Annotated in this window: 14 protein-coding genes; 13 read left to right on the top strand and 1 reads right to left on the bottom strand. The window is 64.0% G+C overall.

Going from position 1 to position 15908, the window contains the following annotated elements; genetic code table 11:
- Positions 1–102 precede the first annotated feature (102 nt).
- The 13 genes from J3474_RS04690 to J3474_RS04750 all read left to right on the top strand — a co-directional run bounded on the left by J3474_RS04690 (position 103) and on the right by J3474_RS04750 (position 13808).
- Complete coding sequence (locus J3474_RS04690) at positions 103–624, top strand: DUF2840 domain-containing protein (protein ID WP_207093248.1); 522 nt, start codon at positions 103–105, stop codon at positions 622–624.
- The gene (locus J3474_RS04695) at positions 621–1199 is read left to right on the top strand and encodes a S26 family signal peptidase (RefSeq protein ID WP_207093249.1); all 579 of its coding nucleotides are present in this window, start codon (positions 621–623) and stop codon (positions 1197–1199) included. The genes J3474_RS04690 and J3474_RS04695 overlap by 4 nt, the downstream gene beginning before the upstream one ends.
- Entirely contained in the window at positions 1180–1512 is a 333-nt protein-coding gene (locus J3474_RS04700; RefSeq protein WP_207093250.1) for a DUF736 domain-containing protein, read from the top strand. The genes J3474_RS04695 and J3474_RS04700 overlap by 20 nt, the downstream gene beginning before the upstream one ends.
- A 3-nt stretch (positions 1513–1515) precedes the next feature.
- On the top strand, positions 1516–2382 hold the full coding sequence (locus tag J3474_RS04705) for a lytic transglycosylase domain-containing protein (RefSeq protein WP_207093251.1): 867 nt from the start codon (positions 1516–1518) through the stop codon (positions 2380–2382).
- 304 nt (positions 2383–2686) lie between these two features.
- Positions 2687–4417, top strand: coding sequence for a VirD2 family relaxase/mobilization nuclease (locus tag J3474_RS04710; RefSeq protein WP_207093252.1), 1731 nt, complete (start codon positions 2687–2689; stop codon positions 4415–4417).
- A 20-nt stretch (positions 4418–4437) separates the two neighbouring features.
- Complete coding sequence (locus J3474_RS04715; protein ID WP_207093253.1) at positions 4438–6468, top strand: conjugal transfer protein TraG; 2031 nt, start codon at positions 4438–4440, stop codon at positions 6466–6468.
- Positions 6465–6881, top strand: a complete 417-nt coding sequence (locus J3474_RS04720) for a CopG family ribbon-helix-helix protein (RefSeq protein WP_207093254.1) — start codon at positions 6465–6467, stop codon at positions 6879–6881. The genes J3474_RS04715 and J3474_RS04720 overlap by 4 nt, the downstream gene beginning before the upstream one ends.
- A 321-nt stretch (positions 6882–7202) precedes the next feature.
- Positions 7203–8402, top strand: coding sequence for an ABC-three component system protein (locus J3474_RS04725; RefSeq protein WP_207093255.1), 1200 nt, complete (start codon positions 7203–7205; stop codon positions 8400–8402).
- Positions 8399–8905: a three component ABC system middle component gene (locus tag J3474_RS04730; RefSeq protein WP_207093256.1), complete on the top strand. Its 507-nt coding sequence runs from the start codon at positions 8399–8401 to the stop codon at positions 8903–8905. Before J3474_RS04725 ends, J3474_RS04730 begins: the two co-directional genes overlap by 4 nt.
- The gene (locus J3474_RS04735) at positions 8902–10839 is read left to right on the top strand and encodes a DUF3732 domain-containing protein (RefSeq protein WP_207093257.1); all 1938 of its coding nucleotides are present in this window, start codon (positions 8902–8904) and stop codon (positions 10837–10839) included. The genes J3474_RS04730 and J3474_RS04735 overlap by 4 nt, the downstream gene beginning before the upstream one ends.
- A gap of 187 nt (positions 10840–11026) precedes the next feature.
- The gene (locus tag J3474_RS04740) at positions 11027–11485 is read left to right on the top strand and encodes a mobile mystery protein A (protein WP_207093258.1); all 459 of its coding nucleotides are present in this window, start codon (positions 11027–11029) and stop codon (positions 11483–11485) included.
- Positions 11482–12069 carry a mobile mystery protein B gene (locus J3474_RS04745; RefSeq protein ID WP_207093259.1) on the top strand — a complete coding sequence of 196 codons (588 nt, stop codon included), beginning with the start codon at positions 11482–11484 and terminating at the stop codon, positions 12067–12069. The genes J3474_RS04740 and J3474_RS04745 overlap by 4 nt, the downstream gene beginning before the upstream one ends.
- Complete coding sequence (locus J3474_RS04750) at positions 12069–13808, top strand: class I SAM-dependent DNA methyltransferase (RefSeq protein WP_207093260.1); 1740 nt, start codon at positions 12069–12071, stop codon at positions 13806–13808. Before J3474_RS04745 ends, J3474_RS04750 begins: the two co-directional genes overlap by 1 nt.
- Here the strand turns inward: J3474_RS04750 and J3474_RS04755 are convergent.
- On the bottom strand, positions 13805–15877 hold the full coding sequence (locus tag J3474_RS04755) for a hypothetical protein (protein WP_207093261.1): 2073 nt from the start codon (positions 15875–15877) through the stop codon (positions 13805–13807). The two genes, J3474_RS04750 and J3474_RS04755, sit on opposite strands and share 4 nt — an antisense overlap.
- Positions 15878–15908 lie beyond the last annotated feature (31 nt).

Here is a 15908-nt window from a genome sequence, read left to right on the forward strand (position 1 = left end):
AACGGCGCGCGCGGCTGTGGAAGTCACGGCGCGGTTCGGCCAGCGGCCCGCCCGCCGCCATCGCGCTGCGTCCAGCACGACGCTTATCCCCGGAGACAAACGATGACCGACGACCGGCCCCCGGCCGTCCGCCCCGGCGGCGCATTCAGCGCGCGCGCCCGCGACGGCCTCACCCATGTCGAGCTGACCTGGATCGAGAAGAAACTGGAGCACTGGATACGCTTCGGTCGCATCGCGGAGGATCATATCCTGACGCGCCGGACGCGCGTGGTCGGCTTCCGGCCGGGCGCGGTCTTCGCCTTCGTCCGCTGGGCCTCCAACGACTTCGGCACCATCGTCTCGCGTATCGACGTAGTGCGCGTGGTGGCGGCGAACGAGCCCTACACGACGCTGCCATTCGTGCGGCCGGGCGGCGATGTCCTGCTCAAGATCGAAGGCTGGCCGAAGGTGAACCAGGTACTCGCCGCGATCGACGCCGTGGAGGCCGCCGGCGTCGATCCGTGCGACGCCGCCCCCGATCACTGGCGGCATGTGCACCAGCGCATCACTGCCGGACATCAGCCGCGACTCTACACGGTCGAGCGCCATACCGCGTGGCTCAAGCGCCGGGAGATCGAACGATGACCCGCCGCCGCTACGCCCTGGCAACGGCCATCGCCGCGTCGGCTTTCGCGGTCTCGTTCATTGCCGTCGCCGTCGTCCATCCGCGGCCACGTCTCGTCTGGAACGCCAGCGCCAGCGCGCCGATCGGTCTCTACCGCATCCAGCCCGACCGCGATCCGCCCACGGGGGCGCTGGTCGCTGCGATGCCGCCCGCCGTACTCGCGCGCTGGCTCGCCCAGCGCGGCTATCTGCCCGCCGGTCTGCCGCTGCTCAAACACATCGCGGCCAAGGCCGGGCAACGCATCTGCCGACATGGCGCCGTCGTCAGCATCGACACGCGTCCCGTCGTCATCGCTCGTGCGCGCGACGGCCGAGGCCGTCCATTGCCGGTCTGGCAAGGCTGTCACACGCTCCAAGCCGGCGAGTTGCTGCTGCTCAATCCGGCGGTGCCGGACAGTCTGGACGGCCGCTACTTCGGTCCGCTGCCGGCATCAGTCGTCATCGGACGCGCCCTGCCGCTGCACCTCAGTACCGCTCCGCAACGCCTCCACCCGTCAAGCCCGAAGGAGACTGACCATGCCCGTGAACATCTTTGAGCCGACCGATAACGGCTATGCCGGCCGCATCCGGCTGTTCGCGATCGACGAAGCGATCCTGCTCGTTCCGGCCGAACTGAGCGACGCCGAGAACACAGCCGATTATTGCATTCATCTCGACGATCTGGACGGTCCGATCGTCGGTTTCGCCCGCAAGCGCACCAGCGAACGGGCTGGCGACTACATCGCGCTGGAGATCGAAAGCCCGCTCTTTCCGCGTTGGCTCAAGCCCAAGCTGTTCCGTGCGAATGCCGAGGCGCAGACATTTCGGCTGTCATGGCGGCACCCGCGATCCAGCCGAGACTGGAGCTGATCGGTGCCTGACCCGACCATCCCTTTGTTCGCGGAAAAGCCGTCTCATCCCTTCGTCCCGCTCGGCCTCGGACCGGCCGGTGCGCGCAGCGAAGGTCAAGGGCGGTCACCGGCCGGCGCTCCGCGCGCACCCTTTACCGGAGCGAGCACATTGGCAGGCTGGCGGCGAAGCGGAGTCGGATCGGTCGTTGGTCTGGTGATCCTGCTGCTGGTCTCGCCGGGCGCGGCGCTGGCGCAGGAAGCACCGGCTGGAGAGACCACCGCGAGCAATCCCTATGCCGCACCCGTTTCCGAGGCGGCGCGGCGCTTCGGCATCCCCGAGCGCTGGATATCGAACGTGATGCGCGCGGAGAGCAACGTTGATCGCCGTGCCGTCTCGCCGGTCGGGGCGATGGGGCTGATGCAGATCATGCCCGCTACATGGGCCAGCCTGCGCGCACGCTATCGGCTCGGTTCCGATCCGTTCGATGCGCGCGACAACATCCTGGCGGGCGCCGCTTACCTGCGCGAGATGTACGACCGTTATGGCGACGTGACCGCCATGCTGGCCGCCTACAATGCTGGCCCTGGGCGCACCGACGAATATCTTTCGCGCGGTCGTCCGCTGCCTGTAGCCACGCGCGCCTACATCGCAAAGCTGGCGTCGATCACCGGTGCTTCGGACGACACTCGGCTCGCAGTCGCGCACCCGCCCGATCCCTTTGCCTGGCGCCGCGCGGGGCTGTTTCCGGCACGCTCGGGTGGGTCTTCTACTGCCGCCACCGCACCTTCGGAAGGTGCGCCGGCCATTCCATCAGCCGTCGCCGCCGAGCCTGTCGCGCTTCGCCAAGCCAGCTTGTTCGTCCCCCTTTCCGACGAGATCGCACGATGATCGCGCGTGATCTTCAGCGATTCGGCCGCCTATTTGCCGTCAGTGACGGTATTCACGCGCCCTGGCGTTGCCAGTCGCAGCGTCTCGCAGCGTCGGAGAGGAGAAGGCTTCAGTGTTTGGAGGGAAGGGAGCGAGGGCAAGATAAAGGGCGGCAATGTGCGAAGCCCCTGCGCCCCGGTCGTGGCCTTGATTCTCAAGGCTTTTGGGCATTGCTGCGCAATGTGTGCGGAAATCCCGTACTGCGTGAGGCTTACCGAAAGTCAGTTCCCGCCTCGGTTTTTCGCACTGTGCGAGGCGTGGCGGCATGAGCGGCGACGAGGATTTCCGCGTTCGGCCTGGGCGCATCCGCTCGCGCGGCGGCCGGCGGGCGCTGCCGATCATCACCCAGGCGCTCGTCGCCGCGCAGCGCGCCGGCGGTCATGTCTCGCGCCGCGGGCGAATCATCGCGCCGGGCCGTTCGACCTTCGGGCGCGGCCGCGTCACCAGTCTGCGCGCCACGCACCGGCTCGGCCACCGATCGCGCCAGGTTGTCGTCAAGGCGCGGGTGGTCCGCCACGGCGGCCGCGCCTCGCTGGCGGCGCATCTCAACTATCTGCAACGCGATGGCGTCACCCGCGACGGCGAGAAGGGCGTGCTGTTCGGCGCGGACGCCGAGGGCCTCGACCGGGGCACGTTCGCCGCGCGCTGTGAGAACGACCGGCACCACTTCCGCTTCATCGTCTCGCCCGAGGATGCGCCCGACATGGGCGACCTCAAGGGCTTCACCCGCGAGCTGATGACGCGAATGGAAAAGGATCTCGGCACCCGTCTCGACTGGCGAGCCGTCGAGCACTGGAACACCGACAACCCCCATGTCCATGTCATCGTGCGCGGCGTCGCCGAAGACGGCCAGAACCTCGTTATCTCGCGCGACTATATCGGCGAGGGAATGCGCGCCACCGCGCGCGAGATCGTCACCCGCGAGCTGGGGTTGCGCAGCGACCTCGACATCCGCGCTTCGCTGGAGCGACAGGTCGACGCCGAACGCTGGACCGAGATCGACCGCGACCTCTCGCGCACGCTTGGCCGCGAGGGCGTCATCGACATGGCGCCCGTACCGGGCGTGCGGCCGGACGGAGACCACACGCTGCGGATCGGACGGCTGCGCAAGCTGGAGGGACTCGGCCTCGCCAGCGAGATCGCGCCGGGCCAGTGGACGCTTGCGGACAATGCGCAGACTGCGCTGCGCGAGTTGGGCGAGCGCGGCGACATCATCAAGCGGATGCACAAGGCGATGAGCGAGCGCGGCCTCGACCGGGGCGCGGCCAGCTATGTGCTCGAACCCGATCCCGCCCAGCCCGTCATCGGTAAGCTGGTGACACGCGGCCTCCATGACGAGCTGACCGGCCGCGCCTACGCGATCGTCGACGGGATCGACGGGCGCACCCATCATGTTCAGTTTCCCGACATCGAGGCGACCGGCGATTGCAAGCCCGGCGCGATCGTCGAGCTGCGCCGCTTCGAGGACCGCAAGGGCCGCCAGCGGGTGGCGCTCGCCGTGCGATCGGACCTCGATTTGCCGGGACAGGTCCATGCGCCGGGCGCTACCTGGCTCGACCGCCGCAACCTGTCGAGCGACGGCCGCGTTCTCGGCGGCGGCTTCGGGACCGAAGTGCGCGCGGCGATGGAAGCCCGCGCCGAGCATCTCGCCGATATCGGCCTGGCGCGGCGACAGGGGCAACGCATCATTTTCGCGCGCGGCCTGCTCGACAGGCTCAAGCGCCGCGAACTGGACACGGCGGCCAAGGATCTGTCGACCGAGATCGGATTGCCGCACACGCCGTCCAAGGCCGGCGAATATGTCGCCGGCACCGTGCGCCAGCGCCTCACGCTCGCCTCGGGCCGCTTCGCCATGATCGATGACGGCCTGAGTTTCCAGCTTGTCCCGTGGACCCCCTCGCTGGACCGGCAGATCGGCAAGCACATCTCCGGCGTCATGCGTGGCGACGGCGGCGTGGACTGGTCGCTCGGCCGAGGTCGGGGGCTCGGGCTGTGATGCTTTCAAGGAGATTGAATATGCCCGCCAGCAAGATTCTTTGGGGCCAGGTCGTCACCGTCCTCGCGATCATCGTCGCGACGCTTTGGATCGCCACCCAATGGACGGCCGCGGCGCTTGACTATCAGCCGCAGCTCGGCCCGCCCTGGTTCGTCGCCTTTGGCTGGCCGGTCTATCCGCCCTACGCCTTCTTTGTCTGGATGTTCTTCTACGATGCTTATGCGCCCAGGATATTCGAAACCGGCGCGATGATCGCCGCTTCGGGGGGCTTCCTCGCCTTCATCGTCGCCATCGCCGTGTCGGTGCGCCGCGCCCACGAACTGAAGAACGCGCAGACCTATGGCTCGGCCCGCTGGGCGGAGCGACAGGAGGTGGAGGCCGCCGGGCTGCTCGGCCCGAACGGCGTAACGCTGGGCCGGCTGGGACGCGACTATCTGCGCCACGACGGACCCGAGCATGTGCTGTGCTTCGCGCCGACCCGGAGCGGCAAGGGCGTCGGCCTGGTGGTCCCAACGCTGCTGACCTGGCCGGAGAGCTGTATCGTCCACGACATCAAGGGCGAGAACTGGCAACTCACCGCCGGCTTCCGCGCACGCCACGGCCGCGTGTTGCAGTTCGATCCGACCGACGCCCGCTCGGCCGCCTACAATCCCTTGCTCGAAATCCGCAAGGGCGCCCTGGAGGTGCGCGACGTGCAGAACGTCGCCGACGTGCTGGTGGACCCCGAAGGCTCGCTGGAGAAGCGCAACCACTGGGAAAAGACCTCCCATGCGCTGCTGGTCGGCGCGATCCTCCACGTCCTCTATGCCGGCGAGAACAAGACGCTGGCCGGCGTCGCCGCCTTCCTGTCGGACCCGCGCCAGCCGATCGAGTCCACGTTGCGCGCCATGATGACCACGCCGCATCTCGGCGAGGCCGGCGTCCATCCCGTCGTGGCCTCGGCCGCGCGCGAGCTGCTCAACAAATCGGCCAACGAGCGATCCGGCGTCCTCTCGACCGCTATGTCATTCCTTGGCCTCTATCGCGATCCCGTCGTCGCCGCGGTGACGAGCCGCTGCGATTGGCGCATCGCCGATCTGGTGGAAGGACCGCTGCCCACCACGCTCTACCTGGTCGTGCCGCCCTCCGACATCTCGCGCACCCGCCCACTGATCCGCCTGATGCTCAACCAGATTGGGCGTCGCCTCACTGAGGATCTGAAGCCCGCCGCCGATCGGCACCCGCTGCTCATCATGTTCGACGAGCTGCCGTCCGAAGGCCGCCTGGACTTCTTTGAAAGCCAGCTCGCCTTCATGGCCGGCTACAAGATCAAATGCTTCCTCATCGCGCAGTCGCTCAATCAGATCGAGAAGGCTTACGGCCCCAACAACGCGATCCTCGACAACTGCCATGTCCGGGTCTCGTTCGCGTCGAATGACGAGCGCACCGCCAAGCGCATCTCCGACGCGCTGGGCACCGCCACCGAGATGCGGGCGATGAAGAACTATGCCGGCCATCGGCTCTCGCCCTGGCTGGGACATCTGATGGTGTCACGCTCCGAGACCGCCCGCCAGCTCCTCACGCCCGGCGAGGTGATGCAGCTCCCATCCGACGACGAGATCGTGATGGTGGCGGGCGTGCATCCGATCCGCGCCAAGAAGATGCGTTACTTCAAGGATCGGCGGTTCACCGAACGGGTGCTGCCGCCGCCGGACCCGAAGGCCGGCGTCGGCAAGCCACGTCCCGACGACTGGAGCGATATGCCGCCGATCGCGGCGCCGCCGATGCCGGAGCCGACCGAGGAGAAGGCGCCGAAGAAACCGAAGAAGAATAAGGCCGCCAAGAAGGCGGCGGTGGAGGACGATGCGGAGAATGCGGACCTGCGCCGCGAGCCGGAAATGGAGCGCCATATCGACATTGCGCCCCCGCCCAGCCCGGCGCCCGCCAATGAGTTCGAACTGGACGAGCCGGAACCCGATACCGACGCGGCGCGGCAAGCGACGGTGCGGCGACAGATACAGGGCATGGCGCGGCAGGCGTCGCTCGATCCTGACGACGGCATCGAGCTATGACCACCAAGACGCCATTCTCGGTCTATCTCGATCCCGAGCTGATGCAGGCGCTCGCCGCCTATGCCGACCGCCGGGGTAAGTCGCGCTCGCTGGTCGCCGAGGCGGCGATCGCATCCTTCCTGTCGCCCGACGCCGACGAGCAGCGCGAGGCGGCCATCGCCAAGCGGCTTGATCGGCTCGACCGGCGCCAGACGCGGCTGGAGCGTGATGTCGGGATCGGCGTCGAGATGATCGCGCTGTTCGTCCGCTTCTGGCTGTCGAACACGCCGCCACCGCCCGAAGCGGAACGCGCCGCGATGCGCCGCTTGGGGAACGATCGCTACGACGCTTTCATCGAAGCGTTAGGCCGACGCCTCGCGAAAGGTCCGAAGGTCCGTCAGGAGATCGGCGAGGATATGGAAGCTGGATTATAATAGACCGCTAAGTCGGACGACCGGGACGTCTCCTACCAGAAGCGCCGATCAGGATAGCGGACGTTTCATGCAGCGAACTGCCAAGCAGCACGTACGGCCGTTATGGGTAGTACGCGGCTGTTCCGGCAGGTTCTGATCATACAAACTTCACCATGAGCGTCTAGGATAAAAAATGATCACCAGTTCTGCTTTCTCCTCTCCTGTGAAACATCTCCATCTATCTCCAATACGGCGCAGTGTTTGATGCTTTACAACATTTTGCCGGAGACTTAACCTTCACAATCTAAGGGGAGATGGGGCAGCGCTCCATCGCGAGACGGGGTGAGCGCTATCGCTTCGAACTACAACGCAACCGGGTCAATGCTCGGGTATTTGTTCCAGTGCCGCGAGGCGCTTTTACTTGCCATCCTGGAAACAAAATCCCAGCCAGGCCTTTCGGTCTCGATCGAGCGTTTCGACGATGTCGCTTTCGAGCAGCACGGCACGGCGACCGAGCAGCTTCAGCTCAAGCATCATGTAAATCCATCGAGCCTGACCGACATGAGCGTCGACTTGTGGAAAACGTTGAGGATCTGGAGCGAACAGGTCGCCGCGGATTCCCAAGCGCCGTTCGAACGGCGGTTTACCATCATCACCACCGCCCAGGCGCCAGTCGGCTCGGCCGCCGAATTGCTCAGAGCAACTCGGCCTTCCGCAGACGCAGAGAAGACCGCGCTCCGCCTTCTCAAGGCAGCCGCCGCAGACTCAACCAACCAGGAATCGGCCGCCGGCCGGAAGGCCTTCCTCGCGCTGTCCGAGCAAGACCAGATCAACCTGCTTGCGGCGATGCGGATCCACGACAACGCGCCCAGCATCACCAATGCGCGAAGCGAGATCGAGGAGCAGCTCTACTTCTCGGCGCCGGATGGAAAGGTCTCGGACCTCGTCGATCATCTGGAGGGATGGTGGTTCGCGCAAGTCGTCACATCGCTCGCCGATCCGGACGCACTCGCAATATCGCTCCTAGCGTTGCGCGCAAAGATCGACGAGATTGGCCGAGCCTTTCGCAACAACGAGCTGTTGATCAACCCGGAAGCGCTGGCGGTCTCCGCGGACGCCCTGCCCGACTCCGACGACCGAACATTCGTCCGCCAGATGCGCTGTGTTGACGTGGCGGAGGAGTCGATTGAGCTCGCGAAGTTCGACTTTTATCGGGCAACAGCGCAACGCTCGAGCTGGGCGCGAGAGAATGCGCTGCTCGACGGCGAGGCGGCCCGTTACGATGCCGATCTAGTCGAACGGTGGAAGCGGGAGCGCCTTGCCCGTGAAAGCAGCGGCGCGCCTTCGACAGAAGACGAGAAGAAACTGTTCGGCCGCGACCTGTTTCACTGGGCAAGCCGCGCGCAAGCACCGTTCCGCAATCGCCATGAACAATGGCTGTGCACGGGGTCCTATCAAATTCTTGCCGATGGCGTGACGGTGGGCTGGCATCCCGATCACGGTACGATGTTCGGCACTCCTGCCAAGGGCAAGGCCGCATGAGCCTTCTGGCTTGGGATAAACGTCCGCGCGAAGAGGCGCATTTATTCAACCCCGCCTTCTGCGCTGCGGCGCTGCACGAGTTCGTGAAAGAGTACCAAAAGGCGAAGGGAGCGTCCGCCCCGTATGCCCTGCTCTTCTGTGTTCTTCCGATCGCGGTCCATGGCAAGACACGACGTGCCCTTCCAGGCTCAACCCTAACGTCGCTCTATTCATGGCGCGAGCGCAATCCCGAGGTTTTGGTCGGCTTTGCAGAACGCGCCTGCTCGCTACGGCCGGTCGTGCAGGAAGCGTTGCGCTTTGCCATCGATCGCAGCGCAATTGCGTTCGCCGATGATGGCGGAGTCATACTCGGCGCAAAACCGCTGGTCGTCGCGAAAAAGTTCGAGGACGGTCTCACCGACGACGCCCGCGAGTGCATCGCCGCGGCGCGCTTGCTTGGACGCTGGCTTGCAAAGGCCGGCACGACATCGACGATCATGGCCGCCTGGGGGATCAAACCATGAGCATGAGCATCGGGGCGATCATACTCTATTCGCATTCAGGCGAACAGCGCGAGCTCACTTTCAAGAGTGGCTGCCTCAACATCATCACCGGCGATTCCAAGACTGGCAAGTCAGCGATCATAGACATCATCGACTATTGTCTCGGCCGGAGCAGCTGCAACGTGGCCGAGGGCGTGATCCGGCGCAGCGTCTCGTGGTTCGCGGTGCGCTTGCTGAAGGGCGACGATGAGTTGTTCGTCGCCCGCAAGAATCCGGGCCCTGGCACGGATACCGGCGGCGAGATCTACGTCCGTCGCGGCACGTTCGACGCGGCACCCGCGTTAGACGAGCTCGCGCGAAACATGATCGAGCCCGAACTCATCTCACTGCTGTCGCGTTTCGTCGGCATTTCGGAGAATGAACACAGGCCGCAGAGCGGATCACGGTTGCCTTTGCAGGCAACGATCCGGCACGCCTTGTTCCTATGCTTCCAGAAGCAGGATGAAATCGACAATCGTGATCGGCTCTTCCATAGACAGGGCGATCAGTTCATCCCGCAGGCGATTAAGGACACGCTGCCTTATTTCGTGGGCGCGGTCGATGAACAGCATTTCCTGCGGCAGCATGAGCTCGATCTTGCACGGGAAGCCTTGCGCGAACTTGAGCAACGTGCCCAGCGGCAGACTGAGGCGCGCAACGTCGATATCACCCGCATCCGCAGACTGGTGACGGACGGCAAGCGTGTCGGTTTGATCGTTCCGGAATATGAACCAGTCGAGATCGATATCGCGCTGGAAGTGCTCGATCGGGCTGCGCGCACCGATCTTGCGACTACAGGGGCGCTACCCGACTTCGGCGATTCCATCAATCGGCTGCGAGGCGAACAGGCAACGCTCAGGAGCAGTCTCGAACGGGCGAACGACGAACTTCGGGCCGCGAGGCTCATGCTGTCAGAACAGAACGCCTACTCGCGCGAAGGCCACGAACAGCGGGCTCGCCTCAGCTCGATCGGCTTGTTCAAGATTGAAGCCGACGGTCACCAATGTCCATTGTGCGACGCGACGCTTGATGTACCTACCCCAGCGACCGCGCAGGTCACCAGTGCTCTGCGCTTGGTGGGCGATCAGCTAGCAGCGGTCGAGGTCGAGCAGCCGCACCTTCAACGTCACATTGAAAGCCTGGAGCAGCGAAAGGGAAAGCTTGAGCGGGAACTAGTTGAAGCGCAGAACTCATTGTCACGGCTGATCGCGGACGACGCCCGGGCCAAGGCCCAGCAGGATCTATTGGTCGACCAAGCACGCGTCATCGGGCGCATCGGTGCCTTTCTGGACGCGGTACGCCCAAGCGAGAGCGAGTCCGATCTAACGCCAATGATCGAGACGGCGAAGCGCAAGATCGAGACGCTCGAGGCGGCGGTTAACGCCGACGACGTCGCCCAGCGCCTTGACACCTATCTCAACCTCATCAGTAAGCAGATGTCGACATTTGCCGAAGTCCTCGATCTCGAGCATAGCGGCAGCGAGCTTCGGCTAGATATCAAGAAACTGACTGTGGTCGCCGACACACTCGACGGTCCGATACCGCTCAATCGGATGGGAAGCGGCGAGAACTGGGTCGGCTATCATGTGCTCACCTATCTCGCGCTGCACTGGTGGTTCAGGAAGCGGAATCGGCCGGTCCCGGCGACGCTGATCTTCGACCAACCGAGCCAAGCCCATTATCCGGCCGAGCGCGATCAGGAGGGCAGTCTCGATCCCCTTGACGACAAGGATCGTCACGCCGTGCAAGCTTTGTTCGAACTGATGCACCGCGCCTGTCAGGAGATCGAAGGTCTACAGTTGATCGTGCTCGATCACGCCCATCTCGCCGATGATTGGTTTGAGGATGCGATCGTAGAAGAATGGCGCCGCAACCGCTTCCTCATTCCACCGGAATGGGACACACGCAGCCCCTGAGGGACGCATCATCCCTCGATGCCCATGGTTGAGCTTTCTCACGGGGCACGCGTTGCCGGGCTGCCTTACCAAAGAGACATACAGCTTTATTAGGTTTGGAATTTTATAAACTTCTGGATTTATAAGAATCTCACATTTATAAAGATATAAGTTGATATATGGTGATACGATATAAAGCCGGGGATTTATGAAGGCCGCCATTCGCACCAGAGCCCGAGATCGGCTCGACAGCAAACTGACGTTGATCAAGCCGATCGACCGCTTCGCCACGCCACCGAAAGGCTGGATCCGCGCCATTCGTGACGCGATCGGCATGACGGGCGCGCAGCTTGGCAGAAGGCTCGGCATGACTGCCCAAGGCATAGTCAGCCTTGAGCGTTCGGAAGCAAATGGCACAATCCAGCTCAATACCTTACGCCGTGCCGCCGAAGCTATGGACTGTGTGCTCGTCTATGCGCTCGTACCCAAGACGAGCCTTACCGATATGGTCGACCGCAGGGCGCGCGAAATTGCCCTACGGGCACTCGGCCGCGTCTCGCATTCCATGGCCCTAGAAGATCAGCAGGTCGATCGCGATATGGAAAAGCGCGTCCGGACCTATATCGAGACCGCATTGCGTGATCGCGATCTCTGGGAGTCCGCGTGAGCGACGTCTTTGCGCAGCCCGACGATGCAACGCCCTTGGATGCCGACGAGCGTGAAGGGTTGCTGCAGACGTGGATTACGACGCGTGCCGATCTCAACGAAGCCGAGCAGGCGAATATCGACGAGGCGGTCGCCTGGACCGATCGCCGTCGCAGCGCCGAGATCCTGACCGAGGGTGTTGTCTTCGAACTGCACAAGCGGATGTTCGGGGACGTCTGGTCCTGGGCGGGATCGACCCGCAAGACGGGCAAAAATATCGGCGTCGATCCGCAGCAAATCCATGTCCAACTCGGCGGCTTGCTGCGCGACGCGCGATACTGGATCAAGCACGCCTCCTTCTCGTCCGATGAGATCGCGGTTCGGCTTCATCATGGCCTTGTCGCCATCCATCCCTTTCCCAACGGGAACGGCCGTCACGCCCGGCTCTTGGCTGATCTTCTCATAGCCCAACTCGGTGGCGAGCCCTTCAGCTGGGGCGGCGGCACGCTACGCGACATCGGTACGCTTCGCGCTGAATATATCGCCGCACTGCGTGCCGCGGACAATCACGACTTCGCGCCGCTGCTGGCGTTTGCGAGAAGCTAATGACCGCTGTTTCGTCATCACTCAGCGATGTCGGCTTCCGACCGTTGCTGAACTTCGTGCGTGCGCATCGCAAGGCGATTCTTGAGCAGTTCGAGCCCGTCGATTTCTGTCTGGCACTGATCGACGATTGTGATCCTCCCGACCTCGTGACGGAGGCGCGAGCGCTCGTGGCCTCGCTCGACCCAGATTTACAAGATTATGCGATCTCGAGCGCCTATGCCCGGCTGATAGGGGAAGACGTGCGCAAGGCGCTCTCGGCCTATTTCACGCCGCCCGCGCTTGCCGCTGCTACCTTGGAAGCCATCAGCGAATTGGCGGACCCAACGCAGCTGCGCATCCTCGATCCGGCGTGCGGCGGAGGTTCCTTCCTGGTTCCCACGGCGCGACTCTTGATCGGACGCCGGATCAAGCAAGGCCGGGCGCCGGCGCAAGCCTGCACAGAAGTGCTCGAACAGCTCAGGGGCATCGAAATCGACGCCGGGCTCGCCCGCATCTCCGCAGCCTTGGTCAAGCGAATGATCCGCCGCGAATGGGATATCGACGTCGATACGGGCGATCTGATCCTGTGCGCCGATGCGCTCACTGCCGCATTGCCTCCGACCTTCGATGTCGCGATCGGAAATCCGCCCTATAGCAAGGTCTGGCGAAAAGGCGCCGAGGACGCGAAGGCGCTGGCCGGCCGTGCCGCTCTAGGCGGTCATACCAATCTCTACGCGTTGTTCGTAATCCGTGCGCTCGACTGGTTGCGGCCTGGCGGCGGGCTCGCCTTTGTGCTGCCCACAAGCTTCGTCGCCGGCCCCTATTTTGCCGGTTTGCGCGAGGAAATACTGGACCGCGCAGAGGTGGTCCGGCTCGACTTGCATCAACAACGCGAGGATCTGTTTCTTGATGCGACCCAGGATGTCTGCCTGCTGGTGCTCCGGCGGAATCATCCAAATCAACGCCCCGAACCCGGACGCTACACGCTTGGCGTGATCGATACTGACGGCAACCGCACCGTGCTCGGAACAGCCGATACCCCAGCAGGCGGCGAGCCTTGGTCGCTTCCTGTGCCCATCATGGAGCCGAGCGCCGATCATCATCAACTCATTGCGACCGAACCGGCGGCAACGATCGCGGATTACGGCTACAGGATGCGGGTGGGCAAGATCGTGCCGACACGCGAAGGCGACCGGCTCTATGCCGACACTGCTTCCGACCGCTTGCCGGTCCTCTGGGCCTCGGATGTTCGTCCCGATGGAAGTTTTGCCTTCCAGGCCGGCACGCGAACCTCCGATGCCGCTTGGTACGCGCCTATCGATCCTGCGAGGGTACCCTATGCGAGCTTTGGCCGGTCCGTCTTGGTGCAGCGCACGAGTAATCGCGATCAACAACGCCGCCTCAACGCCGCCGCAATCTCCGCCGAATTCGCGGACGAACACGCCGACAAGGGCTATGTCGCCGAAAATCACGTCATCGTGATCGAGCCGATCCCTGGGGAGGTCGCTGTTGCCCCAGAGGTGCTGGCAGCGCTGCTCAACTCGGCGATCATCAACCGACGCTTCTCGGCAGTGTCCGGCAGTTTCAGCGTATCGGCGCGCCTGCTTGCCCGTCTGGCCTTGCCCCCCGCGCATTCGCTTCCGAGCGATCCCGACGATATCGAGGATCAGTTGCCGGCATTGCTGGCAGCGACTGACGGCATTCTGGCACCCAAGCTGTGGAAGCCGGATGCCCCTCCAAGGATCGACAGCGAAACTTAGTCACTCTCGGCCTCCGCCTGAGCGGCGAGATCGTGGACCACTTCAAAATAGCCGGAGAGCGGAGTTTGGTCGGCATCCCAGGGCGGCGCCCGCCCGCCTACCAGCGCGGCGCGTGACAGCAGATGGTTCCCGGCGATGCAAGACGTTTCGGGGATCATGATGCAAGCGGGACAGGCGCCGCCACGATGATCGCAAAGCGTCCCCGAGCCGCAACGCAGCTCTCGACGGGAGACGAGATAGTCGAGAAAGGCGGCATTATGATCGCGCCACATCGACGAGAGATTGCCGAGATCTTCCGTCATCCCGCGACGATGGACCAAGAAAGCGAGGTCGGCCGGAAAGATAGCCTCGCTCATCGATCCCAGGTCCAACCCTGAGAAACGGGCGATGCCGTGCATCACATGATGCGCGAAGCTGTGAAGCAGCAGGTACACGGTCGAGGCAATGTCGCGGCTGCGGCTTTGCCCGGCCTCGTCGCGGACGGCGAAATCGGGGAGGAACATGCCGAAATCGACATAGTTCTCGATCAACTCACCGCCGATCGTCCGCGGCGCTGGCGGCGGTGCCGCCACCACCCCATTGCGCCGCAGAAACTCAGCCACCGCCGCGCTTTCGAGGCGAACATAGAGCGCTTCATTCTGCTGCTCGATCACATAGATCGGGCGCTTGTCGTTCGGCAGCTGCGGAAAACCGACGAGCCGAACCGGCATCGGCCGGTTCTTCTGCACCGTCACCGGCGTCGCGGAGACGCGCGTGAACCCGAACGAAAACTCTACCATGTCGAGGTCGCGAATAAGCCGTGTCTCCGCGATCCCGGAACGCGCCAGTGCCTCGGTAACGCGCGCGCTGTAGATGGCCTCGCTTTCTGGCTCGCCGAACTCGGCGCACAGATCGGCTTGGGCGATCTTGAGATCGGCGGATTGGTCGGCCGTCAGCTTACGCCGTCGCAACGCATCATGTTCGACGGTGCTGCGGATCGGGTCGTAGCGGCGTGCATAGCCCGCGCGATCGATGATCTGCTGCTGTAGCTGCGGGCTCGCCTGAGTCTCGCGATCGACATCGCCAGCGTCGTACCAGGCCTGCAGCATCTCGCGGGCCATGTCGTCATAACTGCTCGGGTCCTGGCCGTTGGCGCGGGCCGTGTCGGCTTGGCGCAGAATGCTCTCATAGATGCCGAACATCTGGGCCCGTCCTCGATTTTCGAGCTCAGCACGAATGCGCTCCGGACTGGGGTCGGTGCCGCCGAATCCGTGCAAGCCGGCGATGCGGTCGGTCAGGTCGGCCAATCGGGTCGGCCCCATGATGGTGACGATGTCGGGGTCGGCGTCGTAGACGATGAATCTTGCGGTCTGGACGTAAAAGACGGGCGAAGCGCGATAGGAGATCGGGATCATGTTGATCTCGCTCCATTCGTGCGCAACGCCTTCGTCCATCCGCGGTTTGAGCCAGGCGAGGCTCAAGGGATCGGTCTGGTAGACCTCGCGCTCGGCTGCACAGCCGGTGCAGCGGAAGCGCCAGCGGTTGAACTGGTTGCCCTGCTTGATCAGCCGAAAGTCCGCCGCTCCGCATTGGCATCGCGGAATCTTGCGCAGCTCGCCTTGTCCATCGAGCGTGTTGCGATAGGGCGACAAACCTTCAAGCGCACCGGACCAATGGACATAAACGACGTCGAGCTGGCGCCACTTGCATTCCCGTTCGCCATTATGCGCGCGGCAGGCGGTGGGCAGCGGGTCGAACAACTGGTGCGCCGGGGAGAGATATTCGCGCACGATCTCACACTGATCGCAACGATAGACGAGCGGGCCGGGCAGATAGCCCATCCGTTCGGGCCTAAGGAACTCGAACTGGTCGCTGGCGAGCTCGACGCCGCTCAGGCCACGTCGCGTCTGGTTGAAGAAGCAGCTGTCGAGCAGCTGAACCTCGTAGACGGGCGCCGATCGATTGTTGGCGATGGCCATGCCGCGCGCGAGCCAGCTCTGGCAGAACTCGGTCATGTTCTCGAATATCTGGTCGCGCCGGGTCGAGCGCGCCGAAAAATCGATCGCCGCGCCCTCGATCGGGGCGGCCATGCAGGCGCCTTTGCCGCCTTCCCAAGTGAAC

It is taken from the genome of Novosphingobium sp. PY1 (assembly GCF_017312445.1).
Lineage (GTDB): Bacteria > Pseudomonadota > Alphaproteobacteria > Sphingomonadales > Sphingomonadaceae > Novosphingobium.

Excerpts from the sequence above, each read along its gene's own strand:
- J3474_RS04690 (WP_207093248.1), top strand. The coding sequence starts at position 103 with ATGACCGACGACCGGCCCCCGGCCGTCCGCCCCGGCGGCGCATTCAGC.
- J3474_RS04695 (WP_207093249.1), top strand. The coding sequence starts at position 621 with ATGACCCGCCGCCGCTACGCCCTGGCAACGGCCATCGCCGCGTCGGCT.
- J3474_RS04700 (WP_207093250.1), top strand. The coding sequence starts at position 1,180 with ATGCCCGTGAACATCTTTGAGCCGACCGATAACGGCTATGCCGGCCGC.
- J3474_RS04710 (WP_207093252.1), top strand. The coding sequence starts at position 2,687 with ATGAGCGGCGACGAGGATTTCCGCGTTCGGCCTGGGCGCATCCGCTCG.
- J3474_RS04715 (WP_207093253.1), top strand. The coding sequence starts at position 4,438 with ATGCCCGCCAGCAAGATTCTTTGGGGCCAGGTCGTCACCGTCCTCGCG.
- J3474_RS04720 (WP_207093254.1), top strand. The coding sequence starts at position 6,465 with ATGACCACCAAGACGCCATTCTCGGTCTATCTCGATCCCGAGCTGATG.
- J3474_RS04730 (WP_207093256.1), top strand. The coding sequence starts at position 8,399 with ATGAGCCTTCTGGCTTGGGATAAACGTCCGCGCGAAGAGGCGCATTTA.
- J3474_RS04735 (WP_207093257.1), top strand. The coding sequence starts at position 8,902 with ATGAGCATGAGCATCGGGGCGATCATACTCTATTCGCATTCAGGCGAA.
- J3474_RS04740 (WP_207093258.1), top strand. The coding sequence starts at position 11,027 with ATGAAGGCCGCCATTCGCACCAGAGCCCGAGATCGGCTCGACAGCAAA.
- J3474_RS04750 (WP_207093260.1), top strand. The coding sequence starts at position 12,069 with ATGACCGCTGTTTCGTCATCACTCAGCGATGTCGGCTTCCGACCGTTG.
- J3474_RS04755 (WP_207093261.1), bottom strand. The coding sequence starts at position 15,877 with ATGGCCGCCCCGATCGAGGGCGCGGCGATCGATTTTTCGGCGCGCTCG.